Annotated in this window: 18 protein-coding genes; 12 read left to right on the forward strand and 6 right to left on the reverse strand. The window is 68.3% G+C overall.

Features of this window, described 5'->3' with window-relative positions:
• Window positions 1–45: 45 nt before the first annotated feature.
• From C8P66_RS14720 to zapE, 6 genes are all read right to left on the reverse strand, one after another.
• Window positions 46–2919, reverse strand: a complete 2874-nt coding sequence (locus C8P66_RS14720; RefSeq protein WP_111399036.1) for a 2-oxoglutarate dehydrogenase E1 component — start codon at window positions 2917–2919, stop codon at window positions 46–48.
• 169 nt (window positions 2920–3088) lie between these two features.
• Window positions 3089–3979 (reverse strand): succinate--CoA ligase subunit alpha, encoded by an 891-nt coding sequence (sucD, locus tag C8P66_RS14725; protein ID WP_111399037.1) that lies wholly within the window; start codon window positions 3977–3979, stop codon window positions 3089–3091.
• A 3-nt stretch (window positions 3980–3982) separates the two neighbouring features.
• Window positions 3983–5179, reverse strand: a complete 1197-nt coding sequence (gene sucC, locus C8P66_RS14730; RefSeq protein ID WP_111399038.1) for an ADP-forming succinate--CoA ligase subunit beta — start codon at window positions 5177–5179, stop codon at window positions 3983–3985.
• A 54-nt stretch (window positions 5180–5233) separates the two neighbouring features.
• Window positions 5234–6187, reverse strand: a complete 954-nt coding sequence (gene mdh / locus C8P66_RS14735; RefSeq protein WP_111399039.1) for a malate dehydrogenase — start codon at window positions 6185–6187, stop codon at window positions 5234–5236.
• 134 nt (window positions 6188–6321) lie between these two features.
• Complete coding sequence (locus tag C8P66_RS23885) at window positions 6322–6774, reverse strand: hypothetical protein (RefSeq protein WP_111399040.1); 453 nt, start codon at window positions 6772–6774, stop codon at window positions 6322–6324.
• A 26-nt stretch (window positions 6775–6800) separates the two neighbouring features.
• A complete protein-coding gene (gene zapE, locus C8P66_RS14745; protein WP_111399041.1) occupies window positions 6801–8000 on the reverse strand; it encodes a cell division protein ZapE in 1200 nt (399 codons plus the stop codon).
• A 175-nt stretch (window positions 8001–8175) separates the two neighbouring features.
• On the opposite strand from zapE, the gene C8P66_RS14750 reads away from it, so the two are divergent.
• The 12 genes from C8P66_RS14750 to C8P66_RS14800 all read left to right on the forward strand — a co-directional run bounded on the left by C8P66_RS14750 (window position 8176) and on the right by C8P66_RS14800 (window position 19950).
• Window positions 8176–9039, forward strand: a complete 864-nt coding sequence (locus C8P66_RS14750) for a DMT family transporter (protein ID WP_111399071.1) — start codon at window positions 8176–8178, stop codon at window positions 9037–9039.
• 86 nt (window positions 9040–9125) lie between these two features.
• Complete coding sequence (locus C8P66_RS14755; protein WP_111399042.1) at window positions 9126–9830, forward strand: class I SAM-dependent methyltransferase; 705 nt, start codon at window positions 9126–9128, stop codon at window positions 9828–9830.
• A 210-nt stretch (window positions 9831–10040) separates the two neighbouring features.
• Entirely contained in the window at window positions 10041–10877 is an 837-nt protein-coding gene (gene coxB / locus C8P66_RS14760) for a cytochrome c oxidase subunit II (RefSeq protein ID WP_245903555.1), read from the forward strand.
• Window positions 10878–10943: 66 nt separating this feature from the next.
• Window positions 10944–12536: a cytochrome c oxidase subunit I gene (gene ctaD, locus C8P66_RS14765; RefSeq protein WP_111399072.1), complete on the forward strand. Its 1593-nt coding sequence runs from the start codon at window positions 10944–10946 to the stop codon at window positions 12534–12536.
• 4 nt (window positions 12537–12540) lie between these two features.
• On the forward strand, window positions 12541–13488 hold the full coding sequence (locus C8P66_RS14770; RefSeq protein WP_111399044.1) for a heme o synthase: 948 nt from the start codon (window positions 12541–12543) through the stop codon (window positions 13486–13488).
• Entirely contained in the window at window positions 13488–13646 is a 159-nt protein-coding gene (locus C8P66_RS23890; RefSeq protein ID WP_158537258.1) for a hypothetical protein, read from the forward strand. Before C8P66_RS14770 ends, C8P66_RS23890 begins: the two co-directional genes overlap by 1 nt.
• Entirely contained in the window at window positions 13646–14266 is a 621-nt protein-coding gene (locus C8P66_RS14775; protein WP_111399045.1) for a cytochrome c oxidase assembly protein, read from the forward strand. Before C8P66_RS23890 ends, C8P66_RS14775 begins: the two co-directional genes overlap by 1 nt.
• A gap of 140 nt (window positions 14267–14406) precedes the next feature.
• A complete protein-coding gene (locus C8P66_RS14780; protein WP_111399046.1) occupies window positions 14407–15261 on the forward strand; it encodes a cytochrome c oxidase subunit 3 in 855 nt (284 codons plus the stop codon).
• 29 nt (window positions 15262–15290) lie between these two features.
• Window positions 15291–15608, forward strand: a complete 318-nt coding sequence (locus C8P66_RS14785; RefSeq protein ID WP_111399047.1) for a DUF983 domain-containing protein — start codon at window positions 15291–15293, stop codon at window positions 15606–15608.
• Window positions 15608–16288: an SURF1 family protein gene (locus C8P66_RS14790; RefSeq protein WP_111399048.1), complete on the forward strand. Its 681-nt coding sequence runs from the start codon at window positions 15608–15610 to the stop codon at window positions 16286–16288. Before C8P66_RS14785 ends, C8P66_RS14790 begins: the two co-directional genes overlap by 1 nt.
• Window positions 16289–16302: 14 nt before the next feature.
• Window positions 16303–17787 carry a carboxypeptidase M32 gene (locus C8P66_RS14795; protein WP_111399049.1) on the forward strand — a complete coding sequence of 495 codons (1485 nt, stop codon included), beginning with the start codon at window positions 16303–16305 and terminating at the stop codon, window positions 17785–17787.
• 78 nt (window positions 17788–17865) lie between these two features.
• Window positions 17866–19950 carry an HWE histidine kinase domain-containing protein gene (locus C8P66_RS14800; protein ID WP_146422878.1) on the forward strand — a complete coding sequence of 695 codons (2085 nt, stop codon included), beginning with the start codon at window positions 17866–17868 and terminating at the stop codon, window positions 19948–19950.
• Window positions 19951–19952: the final 2 nt, after the last annotated feature.

Here is a 19952-nt window from a genome sequence, read left to right on the forward strand (position 1 = left end):
TGAGATCGTAAGGAGCGCGCCGTGGGCGCGAAGGGCGCGCGCGGCTCAGGCGAGACGAAGGGCGCTGCGGACGAGGGTTTCCTGCTGGGCCGCATGGACCTTGGCGAGGCCCGTGGCCGGGCTGGCCGCGGCCTCGCGCCCGACGAAGCGCGGGCGCCGGCCCTTGCCCTCCAGGCTCAGCAGCACCTTCTCCAGCCGGCGGTCCACGAAGCTCCAGGCACCGTTGTTCTCCGGCTCCTCCTGGCACCAGACCACCTCGGCATTGGCATAGGGCGCCAGGGCCGCGGCCAGGCTGCGGTCGGGGAAGGGGTAGATCTGCTCCAGCCGGATGATCGCGACATCCGTCACGTTCTGCTCCCGCCGCTCGGCGATGAGGTCGTAATAGACCTTGCCCGAACAGATCACGACGCGCTTCACCTCCTCCGGGGCGACCAGCGTGTCGGTCTCGGGGATCACGTATTTGAAGGCGCTGCCTGGGCCGAAATCGGCGAGCGGAGACACCGCGAGCTTGTGCCGCAGCAGGCTCTTGGGCGTCATCACGATCAGCGGCTTGCGGTAATTCGCCTTCAACTGGCGGCGCAGCGCGTGGAAGTAGTTCGCCGGCGTGGTGAAGTTGCAGACCCGGATGTTCCGCTCGGCGCAGAGTTGCAGATAGCGTTCCGGCCGGGCGGAGGAATGCTCCGGCCCCTGGCCCTCATGCCCATGCGGCAGCAGCATGACGAGGCCGGACATCCGCAGCCACTTCGTCTCGCCCGAGGCGATGAACTGGTCGATGATGACCTGCGCCCCATTGGCGAAATCGCCGAACTGCGCTTCCCACAACACCAGCGTATGCGGATCGGCCAGCGAATAGCCGTAGTCGAAGCCGAGCACGCCCATCTCGCTCAGCAGCGAGTTGAAGGCTTCCATCCGCGGCTGACCTTCGCGGATGTTGTTGACCGGCATGTATTCGGCCTGGGTGGTCTGGTCGATCAGCACGCAATGGCGCTGGCTGAAGGTGCCACGCTGCACATCCTCGCCCGAGAGGCGCACCCGATGGCCGTCGAGCAGCAGCGTGCCGAAGGCCAGCGCCTCGGCGGTGGACCAGTCGATGCCCTCGCCGCTTTCGATGGCGTTCTTCTTCGCCTCGAGCTGACGCACGATCTTGGGGTTGGCGTTGAAATCATCCGGGACACGGGCCAGGGCCAGGCCGACCTCGCGCAGCACCTCGGGGCTCACCGCGGTCGCGTGGAGGGTTTCGACCTCCTCGCCGACGCCCGTGGCCTTCAGCCCGGTCCAATGGCCTTCCAACCAATCGGCCTTGTTCGGCTTGAAGCCCGTGGAGGCCTGATAGGCATCCTCCAGGGTCGCGGTGAAGGCCTGCAGGATCGCCTGGCTCTCGGCCGCGGGCACATCGCCGCTGGCGGCCAGGGCGGCGGCGTATTTCACCCGGATCGTCTTGGTCTCGCGGATGCGGGCATACATGGCGGGCTGGGTGAAGGCGGGCTCGTCGCCCTCATTATGCCCGTGACGGCGGTAGCAGACGATATCGAGCACGATATCGGCGGCGAATTGCATCCGGTATTCGGCGCAGAGGCGGGCGCAGAACACCACGGCCTCCGGGTCATCGCCGTTCACATGCAGGATCGGCGCCTGGATGCTCTTGGCGACATCGGTGCAATACAGGCCGGAATAGGCATGCACGGGCACGGTGGTGAAGCCGATCTGGTTGTTCACCACCAGATGCACGGTGCCGCCGGTGCGGTAGCCGATGAGCTGGGACATCGCCAGCGTCTCATAGACCAGGCCCTGGCCGGCGAAGGCGGCATCGCCATGCAGCAGGATGGCCATGACGCTGCGGCGGGTCTTGGTGTCCCCCGCCATGTCCTGGCGGGCGCGGACCTTGCCGATGACGACCGGATCGACCGCTTCCAGATGCGACGGGTTCGGCTGCAAGGACAGATGCACCATCTTCCCGCCGATCTCGACATCGGTCGAGGTGCCGAGATGGTACTTCACATCGCCCGAGCCCTGGACGTCATCCGGGTTGGCCGGGTTGCCCTTGAACTCGCTGAACACCTGGGTGAAGGGCTTCTTCACCACATTGACCAGCGTGTTCAACCGGCCGCGATGCGGCATGCCGATCGCGATTTCATTGACGCCGGCCTTGGCCGCGACCTCGATGACGGTCTGGATCGCGGGGATGGTGACATCCGCGCCCTCCAGCCCGAAGCGCTTGGTGCCGACGTATTTGCGGGCACAGAAGGCCTCGAATTCCTCGGCCTCGGTGATCTGGGAGAGGATCTCGCGCTTGGCGGCCGCGTCGAATGCGGTCAGCCAGGGCGCGCCCTCGATCCGCATCTGGATCCAGGATTTCTGGCCCGGGTCCTGGATATGCATGAACTCGACGCCGATCGAGCCGCAGTAGGAGGCCCGGCAGATCGCCACGATCTCACGCAAGGTGGCGCTTTCGCGGCCCAGCACCTTGTCGATGAAGATGACGCGGTCGAGGTCGGCCTCGGTGAAGCCGTAGGAGACCGGGTCGAGCTCGGGGTGCTTCTTCTTCTCGGTCAGGCCGAGCGGGTCGAGGCTCGCCTCCAGATGGCCGCGCACGCGATAGGCGCGGATCAGCATCAGGGCACGGATCGAATCCAGCACCGCGGCGCGGGCGGTGGCCGGGTCGGCGGCCGATTCGGCGCCCTTGCGGGCGGCGGGGGGCGCATCGGCTTCCGGGCCAAAACCGCCGCGGGGGCGGGGGGACCAGGGGGCGCCCTGGGCATCGCCCAGGACCAGCCGCGCCTCATCATCCAGGGCGGCGAAAAGCTCGGCCATGGAGGGATCGACGCTATCGGGGCGCTCCACCCACCGGGCGTAGGTATCCGCGAGATACGCGGCATTCGCCCCGGTCATGGCGGTTGCGAGGACGTCCACTCCGGCCATCGGTCTGTCTCCATGCTCCCTGTGCGGGAGCCTGCATGTCATCTTATCGGCGGGCGCAGCAATAGGCGGCTCGCGGCCGCAAGCCTAGGCCCGCACCGTGAAAGATGGGTAGCGGTGCGGAAAACAACGCGCACGGCTCGGCATGGCCGACCCGTGCGCGTGGCGGGCCTCAGCCCTTGAGGGCCTTGACCATGGTCGAACCCAGGGCCGCCGGGCTGTCGGCGACATGGATTCCAGCCGCTTTCATGGCGTCCATCTTGGCCTCGGCGGTGTCCTTGCCGCCGGAAATCACGGCGCCGGCATGGCCCATGCGCCGCCCCGGGGGGGCGGTGACGCCGGCGATGAAGCCGACGACCGGCAGGTTGCGCTTGCCGGGGCCGAAATTGGCCTCCTTCAGATAGGCTGCCGCGTTGATTTCCGACTGCCCGCCGATCTCGCCGATCATGATCAGCGCCTCGGTCTCCGGGTCGGCCAGGAACAGCTCCAGCACTTCGATGAAGTCGGTGCCCTTGACCGGGTCGCCGCCGATGCCGACGCAGGTGGACTGGCCGAGGCCGGCCGCCGTGGTCTGCGCCACCGCCTCATAGGTCAGCGTGCCCGAACGGGAGACGATCCCGACCTTGCCGCGACGATGGATATGGCCCGGCATGATGCCGATCTTGCAGGCATCCGGCGTGATCACGCCCGGGCAGTTCGGCCCGATCAGGCGGGATTTGGAGCCGGACAGCGCCCGCTTCACGCGCACCATGTCCAGCACCGGGATGCCTTCGGTGATGCAGATGATCAGCGGCATTTCCGCGTCGATCGCCTCAAGGATGGCATCGGCCGCATAGGGCGGCGGCACGTAGATGACCGAGGCATTGGCCCCGGTCACGGCCGCGCATTCGGCCACGGTGTCGAACACCGGCAGGCCGATATGGGGGGTGCCGCCCTTGCCCGGCGTCACGCCGCCGACATAGGTGCTGCCATAGGCAATCCCCTGCTCGGCATGGAAGGTGCCCTGGGCGCCCGTAAAACCCTGGGTCATCACGCGGGTCTGTTCGTTGACGAGGATCGCCATGGCTCAGGCCACCTTCTTCACGGCGGCGACGACCTTCTGGGCCGCGTCCGCGAGGTTGTCCGCGGGGATGATCGCAAGGCCGCTCTCGGCCAGGATCTTCTTGCCCAGATCGACGTTCGTGCCTTCAAGCCGCACGACCAGGGGCACCTTCAGCCCCAGGGTCTTGGTGGCCTCGACGACGCCGGTCGCGATCATGTCGCATTTGGCGATGCCGCCGAAGATGTTGACCAGGATCGCCTTGACGTTGACGTCGGAGGTGATGATCCGGAACGCCTCGGTCACCCGCGCCGCCGTGGCGGTGCCGCCGACGTCGAGGAAGTTCGCCGGGGAAGACCCGTAGAGCTTGATGATGTCCATGGTCGCCATGGCCAGGCCCGCGCCGTTCACCATGCAGCCGATCTCGCCATCGAGCGCCACATAGTTCAGGTCGTTCTTGACCGCGTCGAGTTCCTTGGGGTCCATCTCGCTGTCGTCGCGCAGCGCCTCGATGTCCTTGTGGCGGAACAGCGCGCTGTCATCGAAGGAGACCTTGGCATCCAGCGCCACGATCTCGCCGGCGCCGGTCACCACCAGCGGGTTCACCTCGACGATGGCGCAATCCAGATCGACGAAGGCCTTGTAGAAGGCCGCCACGAACTTGGTGAAGGCGGCCACCTGCTTGCCCTTGAGGCCGAGGCCGAAGGCGAGCTTGCGGGCGTGGAAATCGGAGAAGCCGGCCGCCGGGTCGATCGCGGTGCGCAGGATCTTCTCGGGCTGGTGCTCGGCGACCTCCTCGATCTCCATGCCGCCCTCGGTCGAGGCCATGATGGTGATGCGCGAGGTCTCGCGGTCGATCAGCAGGGAGATGTACAGCTCGCGGGCGATGTCGCAGCCGGCCTCGATGTAGAGGCGGTTGACCTGCTTGCCCTCGGGGCCGGTCTGCTTGGTGACCAGCACATTGCCGAGCATGGCGGTCGCGGCTTCCTTGACGGCCTCGATCGACTTGACGACGCGGACGCCGCCCTTGCCGTCCGGGTCGTTGGTGAAGCGGCCGGCGCCACGGCCACCGGCGTGGATCTGGCTTTTGACCACATAGACGGGGCCGGGCAGCTTCTTGGCCGCGGCCTCGGCTTCCTCGGGGGTGAAGGCGACGTAGCCGTCAAGGACCGTCACGCCGTAGCGCTTCAGCAGTTCCTTGCCCTGGTATTCATGAATGTTCATGCGCGGGGACCCCCCTCAATGAGAAAGGGCGGCCGAAGCCGCCCTTGGTGTCGTTCAGCCAACCAGCTTGCGGCTGGCTTCGATCAGTTCCTTGACCGCGGCGCAGGATTTGTCGAACGCGGCCTGCTCCTCGGCGTTCAGGGCGATTTCCACCACCCGCTCCACGCCGCCGGCGCCGATCACGACCGGCACCCCGACATAGAGGCCGTCGATGCCATACTGCCCGGACAGATAGGCGGCGCAGGGCAGCACGCGCTTCTTGTCCTTGAGGAAGCTCTCGGCCATCGCGATGGCGCTGGCGGCCGGGGCGTAGAAGGCGCTGCCGCGCTCCAGCAGCTTCACGATCTCGCCGCCGCCATTGGCGGTACGGGTGCAGATCGCGTCGATCTTCTCCTGCGTGCTCCAGCCCATCTTGATCAGATCGGGCACCGGGATGCCGGCGACGGTGGAGTAGCGGACCAGCGGCACCATGGTGTCGCCATGGCCGCCGAGGACGAAGGCGGTGACGTCTTCGACCGAAACGCCGAATTCCTGGGCCAGGAAGAGGCGGAAGCGGCTGCTGTCCAGCACGCCGGCCATGCCGACCACCTTCTCCGGCGGCAGGCCCGACTTCTCCTGGAAGACCAGGACCATGGCATCCAGCGGGTTGGTGATGACGATGACGAAGGCATCGGGGCAGTGGGTCTTCACGCCCTCGGCCACCGTCGCGATGACGCCGGCGTTCTTGGCCACCAGGTCGTCACGGCTCATGCCCGGCATGCGGGGGAAGCCGGCGGTGATGATGACGACGTCGGAGCCCGCGATGGCGCTGTAGTCAGAGCCGCCCGTCATGTGGCTGTCGAAGCCATCCACCGGGCTGGACTGCATGATGTCGAGCGCCTTGCCGGCGGCCACGCCACCGAACACGTCGAACATGACGACGTCCCCGAGCTCCTTGAGCCCGATCAGATGGGCGAGCGTGCCGCCGATGTTGCCAGCGCCGATGAGCGCGATCTTCTTGCGAGCCATGGGGGGGGATCTTTCGCGGATGCTCAGGGCATTGTGAACAGCGCCGCCTCCCTAGCGCGCAGGCCCGCCCGGAGCAAGGCATGCGGTAAGTTCAGGGGGGCGGCAGGGCGGGGCCGGGAGGCCCCGCCGTCGGGTCAGAGCGGCATGCAGCGGGTCACGTCGGTGTGGCCGCGGGCCAGGGTCGCCATGGTGCCGGCCGGACAGTCGGACTGGGTGTTGGAGGCGACCGGCAGGCCACCCTGCCAGGAGGCGCTGCGCTGGCCGATGCAGCGGCCGCGGCGGTCGCGGCTCTGGCAGGCCTCATTGGCGCTGGTGCGGCGGGCGGTGGCGGCGGCGCGGGAGCCGCCGCGGCGATGCGTGGCGCTGGCGGTGCGGCGGCGGGCCGTGCTGCTCGCGGCGCGGCGGGTGGTGGTCGCGGCCTGGCGGCGGGGGGTGTTCGCCGCGGCACGGCGGGTGGCGGGGGTCGCGCGGGTGGCGGCCTCGGCGCGGCTGGAACTCGCCTGGGCGCGGCGGTCGGCGGCGGCCTCGGCCGTGGCGATGGGGGCGATCGCGAGCAGCGACAGCATGAGCAGGGTCAGCAGGCGCATGGAGCCTCCTTGGGGTTCGGATGGGGTCAGGTGAGGTGGGGCAGGGCCAGCCAATCCTGGCTCTGCATTTCATTCAGGCGCGAGGCGGTGCGTTCGAACATCGAGGCATTCTCCCCCCGCTCGTACAGCGAATCGGGCGCGGCGGCGGCGCTCGCCACGATCTTGCAGCGGTGTTCGTAGAGCGCGTCCACCAAAGTGATGAATCGCCGGGCACGATCGGCACTGTCTGGTCCCAGCCGGGGCACGTTGTCCAGGATCAGCGTGTGCACATGTGTCGCCAGCGCCAGGAAATCGGCCGGGCCGAGCGGGCGGCCGCAAAGGTCGTCGAAGCTGGCGCGGGCGACCCCGCCCGATTCCTCGGGCAGTTCGAGGTGACGGCCCAGCACCTCCAGCACCAGCGGCTTGCCATTCGGCTGGCCGGTCAGCTCCAGGAAGGCCGAATCCAGCGCCCGCTCGGCCCGGCCATCGGCCGGCACATGCCAGGTCGGCAGGCCGCGGATGCGGTCGCGGCGGAAATCCCGCGCCGATTGCAGGTACAGCACCGCCACCCGCTGCTTGATCAGGGCGATGAAGGGCAGGAAGGCATCCCGCCCCGGCTTGCCCTTGAACAGGTCGCCCGGCGCGGTGTTGGAGGTCGCGACCACGACGCAGCCACGGGCGAACAGCGCCTCGAACAGCCGGCCGAGGATCATCGCATCGACGATGTCATGGACCTGGAATTCGTCGAAACAGAGCAGCGCGGCCTCGGCCATGATGCTGTCGGCGAGCGGCGGGATCGGGTCGGCATCGCCCGGATTGGCCTGTTTCCAGGCATGGATGCGCTTGTGCGCGTCCTGCATGAACTGGTGGAAGTGGATGCGGCGCTTGCGGCTGACCTCGGCGGTCTCGAAGAACAGGTCCATGAGCATGGACTTTCCCCGCCCGACCTCGCCGACCAGGTAAAGGCCCTGGGGGGCGTCGCCGGGGGCCTCATCCACCGGCTTGCGGCGGAAGACGCGGGTGAGCCAGCCGGTCGCCTCGGGGGCCTCGGGCCTCGGATCGTAGCCGCGCAGCCGGCGCCACAGGTCCTGCAGGGTTTCGGCGGCCAGTTCCTGGGCGGGGTCGGCGGCCAGATCCCCCGCCGCGACGCGGGCGCGATACAGCGCCAACGGCCCGCCATGCAGCGCGGCCGAGGCATTCCTGGGGCCTGATCCGGTGATCGAGGCGTCCGTCTGGGTGCCATCCATGTCGGGGCGGGGGTACTCCGCCGGCTCCGGGATCGCAACCCCGCCAAAATCGCCTCCAAAACGCCTGCGGGGCAAATCGACCGGCCGACCCTCCCCCCCGCCTCCCCATGGTGGCATGCTGCGGCGCGGCAAGGCGGGAGGTGACGGCGCGGATGGGTGGAATCGGAGCCGCGGCATGAGTACGCCGCTGCAAGGGGTGCTGCTGCAGTTGACGGCGCTCGCCTTCTTCGTCGCGATGGACACCGTCATCAAATACCTGACCGGCGTGATGCCGGTGCCGCAGATCATGTTCGGCCGGTTCCTGTTCCATCTGATCGTGGTGGCGATCGCCATCCGGGTCGCGACCGGCAGCCTGCCCTGGCGCACCCGGGCGCCAAAACTGCAGACCATCCGCAGCCTGTGCCTGTTCGGGGCGAATTTCATCTTCTCCACGGCGCTGTTCTACATCCCGCTGGCGGATGCGACGGCCGTCGGCTTCGCGGCGCCGGCCCTCACCGTCGCGATGGCGGCCATCTTCCTGCATGAGCGGGTGGGGTGGCTGCGCTGGGTCGGGGTCGCGGTCGGCTTCGCCGGGGTGCTGGTGGCGCTGCGGCCGCCGATCCTGACGGGGGAATCCGCACCGCACTGGGCCACGGTGCTGCCGCTGTTCACGGCGCTCATCTTCTCGGTCTACCAGATCCTGACCCGCAAGCTCGCGACGATCGACAACGCGCGGACCACGGTGCTCCATACCTCCTTCGCCGCGCTCTGCATGACGGCGGTGATCGTTCCCTTCGTCTGGGTGCCGGTGCCGGGATGGGTCTGGGGCGCCTTCCTGGGCCTGGGGCTGCTCGGCGGGATCGGGCATTTCCTGCTGGTGCTGGCCTATACGCGGGCGCCGGCCAGCCTGCTCGGGCCGTTGCATTACACCCAGTTGATCTGGGCTTCGATCTCCGGCGCGCTGGTCTTCGGGCAATGGCCGAGCCTTTGGACCCTGGCCGGCGCGGTGATCATGGCACTGGGAGCGGTGCTGGTCGCCTTGCCGCGCCGCAGGACATAACAATGAACGAAAAGGAACGAAACGCGATCGGGGCTTGCTTTACCGACCCGGTTGCTGTTCATCCAAGACAAACCAGAGGACTCGGCATGTCCGCCACTGCGCCGCAAGGCTCCCCCGCCCACCCGCACCCTCGGGCGGCCCTCGATGCCGATTCGGTTCGCGACGCTTACCGACGTTGGGCCAATGTCTACGATACTGTCTTCGGCGGCATTTCCGCCTTTGGCCGCAAGCGCGCCGTCGCCGCCGTCAATCGCCTGCCTGGCCTGGCGGTGCTGGAGGTCGGCGTCGGCACCGGCCTCGCCCTGCCGCGTTACGACCGGGTGAAGCGGGTCACCGGCATCGACCTGTCGCGGGAGATGCTGGACAAGGCGCGCGAGCGTGTGGCGGCCGAGGGGCTGACCCATGTCGATGCGCTGCTGGAGATGGATGCGGAGGCGATGGCCTTCCCCGACGCCAGCTTCGACATCGCGGTGGCGATGTTCACCGCCAGCGTCGTGCCGGATGCCAGGCGCCTGTTCGCCGAGATGCAGCGGGTGGTGCGGCCCGGCGGGCGGCTGCTGTTCGTGAACCATTTCGCGGCCGAGGCCGGGCCGCGCTGGTGGGTGGAGCGCGCGATGGCGCCGCTGTCGCGCACCCTCGGCTGGCATCCCGATTTCAACCTGCGCGACCTGCTGGACCCGACGGAGGCGCGGATCGAATCCCTCGAATCCGCCCCGCCGGCGGGGTTGTTCACCCTGGTCCAGATCCGGAACGGCAGTGAGCCCGCACGGGTGCAGGCCGCGGCGGCCTGAACCGGGCGTCATCTGGCACCGCCTGATACGCCTCGGCGGCTTGTGCGGTGCGGCAGGCAAAGACTATAGGTCCGGCAGTGAGGCGGCTTCTCGGAGCTTAGCCACCGGGTGACTTTTACAGCGTGGGGCGCGTTGTGCGGCCCGATGCGGGGGCAGGATCGGCGAATGCGGTTTTCAGGCATGATGCGCGCATGGGGCAGGACGGCCGGCATGTTGCTGGCGACGCTGCTGCTGGCGGCGGGGCCCGCCCTGGCGGCGGATGGCGAGATGACCGGCGCACCGGTTCCCTGGGGCATGGGCCTGCAGCAGGCCGGTGGCGTCCTCAAGCGCACCATCCATGATTTCAACGAGTTGGTCTTCTGGATCATCGTCGTCATCACGGTCTTCGTCGCAGGGCTGCTGCTCTGGGTCGTCTATCGCTACAGCGCCGCGAAGAACCCCGTCCCCTCCCGCACCAGCCATCATTCGCTGCTGGAAGTGGCCTGGACCGTGGTGCCGGTGCTGATCCTGATCGTGATCGCCATCCCCTCCTTCCGCCTGATCTATTATGAAGACCGTGCGCGCGACGCCGACTTCACGATCAACGTGCAGGGCCGGCAGTGGTACTGGCACTATGCCTACCCGGATCAGGGCAATTTCTCCTTCGATTCCTACGCGGTCGCCGATGCCGACCTGCAACCCGGCCAGTTGCGGAACCTGACCGTGGACAACCCCCTGGTGGTGCCGGTCGGCGCCACGGTGCGGGTGATCACGACCGGGCATGATGTGATCCACTCCTTCTTCATCCCCTCGCTCGGCGTGCAGCGCTACGCGATCCCGGGGCGCGCGCTGGAGACCTGGTTCCAGGTCGATCGCGCCGGCACCTTCTACGGCCAGTGCAACCAGATCTGCGGGACCAACCATTGGTTCATGCCGATCATGGTCCGCGCGGTGCCCAAGCCCGAATTCGACGCCTGGGTGGCGCAGGCGCAGGCCCGCTTTGCCCAGGGGCAGGCGCCGGGCTACCCCGAGCCCGCACCGGTCGCCGTCGCCTCGGCGGCGCGTTGATCCTTCTCAACCCGCCCGGCTCCGTCCGGGCGGATATTCGACAGACGTAAGTAAGGACGGATGGACATGGCGACCGCGGCTCACGCTCCCGACCATCATGACGACCACGCCCCCGGGTTCGTGTCGCGTTGGTTGTTCTCGACCAACCACAAGGACATCGGCACCCTCTACATCATCTTCTCGCTGGTCGCGGCGCTGGTCGGTGTCGGCCTGTCGCTGATCATGCGGCTGGAGCTGATGCAGCCGGGGCTGCAGTTCTTCTCCGACGGGCAGATGTGGAACGCCTATGTCTCGGCCCACGGGCTGATCATGGTGTTCTTCGTCATCATGCCGGCGCTGATCGGTGGCTTCGGCAACTGGTTCGTGCCGATCATGATCGGCGCGCCGGACATGGCCTTCCCGCGGCTGAACAATATTTCATTCTGGCTGCTGGTGCCGGCCTTCATGCTGCTGACCGCCTCGCTCTTCGTGGGCGGCGGTGCCGGCGCGGGCTGGACGATCTACCCGCCGCTGTCGGATGACACCTATCAAACCGGGCCCGCCATGGACATGGCGCTGTTCTCGCTGCACCTGGCCGGCGCCTCGTCGATCCTTGGTGCCGCGAACTTCATCACGACCATCTTCAACATGCGCGCCCCGGGCATGACCTTCCACAAGATGCCGCTGTTCGTGTGGTCGATGCTGGTCACCGCCTTCCTGCTGCTGCTGGCCGTGCCGGTGCTGGGTGGCGCGATCACCATGCTGATCACCGACCGCAACTTCGGCACCGCCTTCTTCGACCCGGCCGGCGGCGGCGATCCGGTGCTGTTCCAGCATCTGTTCTGGTTCTTCGGCCATCCCGAAGTCTACATCATGATCCTGCCCGGCTTCGGCATTGTCAGCCATGTGATCTCGACCTTCTGCAAGAAGCCCATCTTCGGCTATCTCGGCATGGCCTACGCCATGGTCGCGATCGGCGTGGTCGGCTTCATCGTCTGGGCGCACCACATGTTCCAGAGCGGGATCGACGTCGATACCCGCGCCTACTTCATGGCCGCGACGATGGTCATCGCGGTGCCGACGGGCATCAAGATCTTCTCCTGGATCGCCACCATGTGGGGCGGCTCCATGGATCTGAAGACGCCGATGCTCTTCGCCATTGGCTTCGTCTTCCTGTTCACGGTCGGCGGCGTCACCGGCGTCGTGCTGGCCAATGCCGGCATCACCCAGGTGCTGCACAACACCTATTATGTGGTGGCGCACTTCCACTACGTGCTCAGCCTTGGCGCCGTCTTCACCATCTACTGCGGGTTCTACTACTGGATCGGCAAGATGAGCGGCCACCAGTACCCGGAGTTCTGGGGCAAGGTGCATTTCTGGCTGACCTTTGTCGGCGTCAACCTGACCTTCTTCCCGATGCACTTCCTGGGCAACCAGGGTATGCCGCGCCGCTATCCCGACTACCCGGATGCCTTGGCCGGGTGGAACATGGTGGTCTCGATCGGCTCCTTCATCTCGGTCGCCTCGTTCCTCCTGTTCTTCTATGTCGTGTACCGGACCTTCAAGAGCCCGGTGAACGTGGTTGCCAACCCCTGGGGTGAGGGCGCCACGACCCTGGAATGGCAGGTTTCCTCCCCGCCGCCGTTCCACACCTTCGAAGAACTCCCGCACATTCGGTGATCTGATGAGCGACGCATCCCTGACAACGAAGGGGGCCCTGGCCCCCTTCGACGTTTCCTCCGACCTGTCGGAGGTGAGCGACTGGGTCGCGCTGCTGAAGCCGCGCGTGATGATGCTGGTGGTCTTCACCGGCGCCGTTGGCATGGCCATCGCGCCGGGGCATCAGCATTGGGTGCTGAGCCTCGTCGCCATCCTCTGCATCGCCATCGCCTCGGGTGCGGCGGGCGCCATCAACATGTGGTTCGACCGCGATATCGACGCGGTGATGCGCCGCACCGCGCAGCGCCCGGTGCCGATGGGGCGGATCGCGCCCAATGGGGCGCTCGGCTTCGGCGTCACCCTCTCGGTCTTCTCCGTCACGCTGATGGGGCTCGCGACCAACTGGGTCGCGGCCTCGATGCTGGCGGGATCGATCGGCTTCTACGTCTTCGTCTATACGATGTGGCTGAAGCGGCGGACGCCGCAGAACATCGTCATCGGCGGCGCCGCCGGCGCCTTCCCGCCGATCATCGGCTGGGCCGCCGTCACCGGCGGCACCGCGCTGCCGCCGATCGTGCTGTTCCTCATCATCTTCCTCTGGACGCCGCCGCATTTCTGGTCGCTCTCGCTCTGGGCCCATGCCGATTACGAGCGCGCCGGCGTGCCGATGCTGCCGGTGGTCGCGGGGCAGAAGGAAACCCGGCGCCAGATCCTGATCTATGCGGCGGTGCTCTTTCCCGTCGGGCTGGCGCCCTGGGCGCTCGGCTTTGCCGGGCCTGCCTATGCGGTGGTCGCGGCCGGGCTCGGCGCCTGGTTCCTGCATGCCTGCTGGAAGGTTTTTTCCGACGCGCAGGACGCCGAAGGGCGTAGCCTGACCAAGGACGCCCCGGCGCGCTGGGCGTTCCGCGTTTCCCTCATCCACCTGGCGGGGATCTTTGCCGCCATCGCCATGGATCACTGGATATTCGGCTGATGGCCCCCCCGTTGTATGAAATCGCGGAAATGACCGCGGAGCAGAAGACCGCCTTCTACCGCCGTCGCCGCGCCCGCAACTACGCCATCCTTGGCGTGCTGATCGCCCTGGTCGTGATCTTCTTCATGGTCAGCGTGGCGAGGATGGGGAGGAGCTGATGCCCCCCGGCCCCAACCCCGATCTGACCCGCCGCAACCGCCGGACCGGCGCCATCGCCTTCGCCGCGGTCTTCGGCATGATCGGCGTCTCCTTTGCCGCGGTGCCGCTCTACCGGGTGTTCTGCCAGGTCACGGGCTTCAACGGGACGCCGGTGATCAACTCCGCCGCCTCCCCGGGTGTGGCCAATGGCACCACCATGACGGTGCGCTTCGATGCCAATACCAACCCAGGCCTGCCCTGGGATTTCGCGCCCGAACAGCGCCAGGTGCGGCTGCAGCTGGGCGAGGAAGGCTTGGCCTTCTACACCGCCCACAACCGCGCCGGCACGCCGGTCGAGGGTGTGGCCGTCTACAACGTCACGCCCGAGGTGGTCGGGCGCTACTTCCACAAAACCGCGTGCTTCTGCTTTGACTCGCAGACCCTCGCGGCGGGCCAGAAGGTGGATATGCCGGTGTCCTTCTGGATCGATCCGAAGATCGCCGATGACCCCAATACCCGCGACATCCGCACCATCACCCTGTCCTACACCTTCTACCGCACCCTGGCGGATGCAGAGCGTGCCGGGACCCTGGCCAGCGCTGGGCCGCATGTCGGCCGGCGGGAGACGTTGACGCGCTGAAGCCCCGCCTTGCTGCAATGCAAGAACCCAACGGCCGAGGCTTGATCCGCACGGCCGTTTCGTCGATTGATGGGCGCGGAAGGTGATGCGCCCCATCGTATCCCCAACGCACGAAGAGCACAGGCGGAAGAGCAGAGGCGATGGCAAGCAGCACGACCATGGCGACCGTCGAAGAAGCGGCCCCGCCGCACAAGCACCCCTATCATCTTGTCGATCCCTCGCCCTGGCCGCTGATCGCGGCCTTCTCGGCGGGGACGATGTTGTTCGGCATCGTGCTCAACGCCCATTACGGCATGCACTGGCCGTTCCTGCTCGGCCTCGCCGGCGTGCTCTCCTGCATGTTCTTCTGGTGGCGCGACGTGGTGCGCGAAAGCCGCACGCCCGGGCTGCATACCCCGATCGTCCGCATCGGCCTGCGCTATGGCATGGTGCTGTTCATCGCCTCCGAGGTGATGTTCTTCGTGGCCTTCTTCTGGGCCTATTTCCACTTCGCGCTCTATCCGAACCATGTGTCGGGGGCCGAGACGGCGATCTGGCCGCCCAAGGGCATCCTCACCTTCGACCCGTTCGGCCTGCCGTTCCTCAACACCATGATCCTGCTGCTCTCGGGCTGCACGGTGACCTGGGCGCATGAGGCGCTGCTGCAGAACAACCGCAAGGACATGCTGCTGGCCCTGGGGCTGACGGTGGTCCTCGGCGTGTCCTTCAGCGGCTTCCAGGCCTGGGAATACACCGAGGCGCCCTTCGCCTTCTCCGGCGGCGGCATCTACCCCTCGACCTTCTTCCTCGCCACCGGCTTTCACGGCTTCCACGTGATCATCGGCACGATCTTCCTCGCGGTGTGCTGGTTCCGCGCCCGCGCCGGCCAGTTCTCCCCCGCCCGTCACTTCGGCTTCGAGGCCGCGGCTTGGTACTGGCACTTCGTGGACGTGGTCTGGCTGTTCCTCTTCATCTGCATCTACTGGTGGGGAGCGGGCGAAATCGCCGTCCACTGATGCCAACCACGCCCCAGCCGGGCCTGGGAGTGGTTTTGCGTGGCCGGTGCCCCAATTGTGGGACCGGCCCGCTGTTTTCCGGGCTGCTCGACATACGCCCCACCTGCCGCGACTGCGGGCTCGATCTTTCGGCCTATGATGCGGGCGACGGGCCGGCGGTGGCGGCCATCTTCGTCGTCGGCGCGCTGGCCATGATCGGCGCCTTCCTGGTCGAGTTCCGGCTGGAGCCCCCGCTCTGGGTCCATGCCGTGATCTGGCCGCTGCTGGTCCTGCCGACCTCGCTCGCGGTGATGCGGATCGCCAAATCCGCGCTGATCTACCAGAGCTTCCACCACCGCCGCGCCTGATGCGCTCCCGCCGCCCCCTGCTGCTGGTCCTCGCGGCGGCGCTGCCGGCACTGGCGATCCTGCTTGGCCTCGGCTGGTGGCAGGTGCAGCGGCTGGAGTGGAAGACCGCGATGATCGCGGCCATCACCGCCTCGGAGGCCGGGCCGGCGGTGCCGCTTGGCCCCACCCCCCCCGCCTTCACCAAGGTCCTGGTCGAGGGGGTGTTCCGCCACGACCTCGAAGCCCTGCTCGGGCTGGAGGTGCGCGGCACGGTCCTCGGCGCCGAGCTTCTGGTCCCGCTGGAGCGCCCGGGCCTGCCGACTCTGCTGGTCGATCGCGGCTGGGTGCCGATGGAGCGCGGCACGGCCACCATCGACCACCCGCAAGGCGTCGTTGCCGTGACCGGCTTCATCCATCCGGGTGACCGGCCGGGGATCTTCGCGCCGCGGGACGATACCGCCGGCCGGCGCTTCTACACCTTCGATCCGCCGGCGATCGGCGCGGCCCTGGGCCTGCCGGATGTCGCGCCCTTCGCTTTGGTCGCCATCGGCCCCGCCACCGGCCGGCTTCCCGATCCCGCGCATAGCCTGCCGCGGCCGGCCAACAACCATCTTGGCTATGTCATCACCTGGTGGGGGCTGGCGGTCGCCTTGCTCGGCGTGCTTGCTGCTGTGGCGCTGCGCCGCCGCCCCGCCCCCTGACCGGACACCCCGCGATGCCCTCTGCCGCCTATGCCCGCCTGCGTGACCGCTTCGCCCGCATCGCCACCATCGGCGAATGCCAGGCCATGTTGAGCTGGGATGCCAGCGCCATGATGCCCGAGGGCGGCGGGGCGGCGCGCGGCGACCAGCTCGCGGTGCTCTCCGGCATCGGCCACGAGATGCTGATCGCGCCGGAGGTCGGCGACGACCTCGCCGAAGCCGAGGCGACGGGCGATTGGGATGCGGCCAACCTCGACCTCATGCGCCGCGCCCATGGCCGCGCGACCGCCTTGCCGACCTCGCTCGTCGAGGCCAGCACCCGCGCCAACAGCGCCTGCGAGAAGGCTTGGCGCGAGGCCCGCCGCACCGCCGATTTCGCCGTGGTGCAGCCCTATCTGACCGAGGTCGTCTCGCTCCAGCGCCAGACCGCGCAGGCGCTCTCCGCCGCGACCGGGCTCAGCCCCTATGACGCGCTGATGGACGGGTTCCAGCGCGGCGTCACCGCCGCGGATGTGGAGCCGATCTTCGCCGCCTACGAGGTCTTCCTCGCCGAGGCGCTGCCCCGCGCCGAGGCGTTGCAGGCGACCCGCCCCGCGCCGATCGAGCCCGCGCCGCCCTTCGCCATCGCGGCCCAGCGGGTGCTGTGCCGGGAGATGTCGGCCCGGATCGGCCTCGACTACACCCATGCCCGGCTGGACGAGAGCCTGCACCCCTTCAGCGGCGGCACGCCGACCGATGTCCGCATCACCACGCGGTATGAGGAGACGGGCTTCGCCCAGGCGCTGCTGGGCGTGCTGCATGAGACGGGGCACGCGCTCTACGAACGCGGCCTGCCCACCGCCCAGGCGCGCCAGCCGGTCGGGGAATCGGCCGGCATGGCCGCGCATGAATCCCAGTCGCTGATCATCGAGATGCAGGCGGCGCGCACCGATGCCTTCCTGGGCTTCCTCGGGCCGCGCTTGCAGACGGCCTTCGGCGGCGATCCGCGCGCCTTCGCGCCGGAGAACCTCGCCCGGCTGTTCCGCCGCGTGCGCCGCGGCTTCATCCGGGTCGATGCGGATGAGATGACCTACCCCGCCCATATCATCCTGCGCTTCCGGCTGGAGCGGGCGCTGATCGCGGGGAACCTCTCGGTCGCGGATCTGCCGGGCGCCTGGAACGAGGGCTTCCTCGGCCTGCTCGGGATGATGCCGCCGAACGACACCATGGGCTGCCTGCAGGACATCCATTGGCATGATGGCGCCTTCGGCTATTTCCCGTCCTACACCCTGGGCGCCATGGCGGCGGCGCAGCTGATGGCCGCGGCTCGCCGCGCCCTGCCGGGGCTCGATGCGCAGCTTGCGGAATGCGACCTCGAGCCGCTGCTGGCCTGGCTGCGGCAGAATGTGCATGGGCAGGGCGCGCGGCTGGGCTTCCAGGACCTGCTGCGGACGGCGACCGGCAAGCCGCTCGATCCCGCGGATTTCACCGCGCATCTAACGGCTCGTTATCTCGTGTGAGCGGGTTCTTCACAAATTCGTGTCTTAATCCCCGGCGAGTCCTGTAAAGACGAGGCTGGAGACCCCGGCGAACCCCACATGACCACCCCACAGCCGGACACGATGGCCGCCCGCACCGCAGATCGCGCATTGATCGCGCTGCTGGTCATGGTCACGACCTTGCCTTTGCTGTTGCTCGCCCTGTCGGCCTGGACCTCGTGGCAGCAAAGCTGGGCGGCGGCGGCCAACACCATGGAACGCGCGGCCGATGCGGGGGCCGAATATGCCCGCCGGGTGCTGGATGGCCACGCGCTGCGCCTCGAACGCGCCAATGACCTGCTGGAAGGCTTGGCCGATGCCGAGATCCGGGCGCGGGCGGACCACCTCCAGACCGCCTTCCGGCGGATTGCGGGCGAGGCGCAGCTTGGCCAGGTGCCGCTGAACATCTTCGCCTTCGACCGGAACGCCGCCCTGCTCGTCGGCGGGGGCGTGCTGCCGGTGTCGCAGCAGGAGGGCTTCGACGAGCGCGACTATGTCGCGGCGCTGCGCGTCCCAGGGGCGCCCAGGATCTACCTCAGCCGCGTCCATGTCGGGCTGATGGGGGGGCGGGCCTATTTCGCGGTCAGCCGGCGGCGGCATGGCGCGGCCAATGGCCTGCCGCGAGGAAGCTACGACGGGATCATCATGGTTGCCGCCTTCCTGGACTCGGCCGGGGCGGCACTTGGGCGCCTGCCGCCCGGGGCCGGGGACGCCACCGCGCTGATCCGCGAGGATGGGGAGATCCTCGCGCGCTCCGGCAGCAGCGCCAGCGAGGCCATACCGCGCATGGCGCCCGACGATCCCATCGTCCAGGCCATGGCGCGGGGTCAGGAGCACTGCCTCATCCGGGTCGTCTCGCCCATCGATGGCGTGCCGCGGTTTCTGGCGCTGCGGCGGGTGGAGGGGTGGCCCGCCTATGTGCTGGCGGGGCGCCCGGATGCGGCGGTCATGTCGGAATGGTGGCAGATCGTCGCCGGGCAATCGGCCATCGCCATCCCCGCCTGGGGGATGCTGGTCGCGATGACCACGCTCGTCTGGCGGCGCAAACGGGCGCTGGCCGGGGCGAATGCCGCATTGGAGGCCCGTGTCACCAGCCGGACCGCCGAGCTGACGACGCGGAGCGAGGCGCTGGCGGAAAGCGAGGCACGGCTGCGCCTGGCGCAGGAGGCCGCCATGGTCGGCACCTGGGAGCTGGATCTGGCAACCCGCCGGCGGCACTGGTCCAACGAGCAGTTCTGGCTCTACGGCCTGCATCCCTCCAGCGACGGCTGTCTCGGGGAGGGGCTGTTCTACGCGATGGTGCATCCCGAGGACCGCGCGCTGATCCGCCAGGCCGAGGCGCGGGCGAGGGAAATCGGGGAGTTCGAGGCCGAGTTCCGCATCCTGCGCCCGGCGCTGGAGCAGGATGAGGGGGGGCCGGAACTGCGCTGGCTGCTGTCGCGCGGCCGCATCATCCGCGGGCGGGACGGGGTCGGGGACCGGATGGTCGGAGTGAATGTGGACATCACCAGCCGCCGCCTGGGCGAGGAGCGCCGCGACCTTGTCGCGCGCGAGGTGGCCCATCGCGCGCGGAACGCCTTGCAACTGGTGCTCTCGGCCGTGCGGATGACCAAGGCCGATACGGTCCCGGAGTTCGAGCGCCTGCTGCGCGGGCGGATCTGTGCCTTGTCGCGGGCCCAGGCGATGCTGGCGGAGAGCGGCGGCCTCGGCGCCGATCTGCGATCCCTGGCCGAGGGCGAGGTGAGCACCCTGGTCGGCGCCTCGCTGACGCAGGTCGCGATCGAGGGGCCGTCGCTCGAAGTTCCGCATTGGGCGGTGCAGCCGCTGTCGATGGCGCTGCATGAGATGACGACCAACGCGCTCAAGTACGGCGCGCTCTCCACCCCGCAGGGCAGGGTCAGCCTGAGCTGGGTGGTGGATGAGGCGGCGGGGCTGCTGCGCCTGCGCTGGGCCGAGGCGGACGGGCCTGCCATCGCCGGCAAGCCCGAACGGGCGGGATTCGGGACGCGGGTATTGGAGGCGACCCTCGCCTCCCAGCTCGGGGGGAGGGTATCGCGCGAATGGACGGCCGAGGGGTTAATCCTTCTGGTCACTTTGCCGCTCGCGCGGGTCCGCCGGGCGGCAAAGGTGGCGCTCACCGTGTGAAT

Origin of the sequence: Humitalea rosea, assembly GCF_003253705.1 — a bacterium.
GTDB classification, from domain to species: Bacteria; Pseudomonadota; Alphaproteobacteria; order Acetobacterales; family Acetobacteraceae; genus Humitalea; species Humitalea rosea.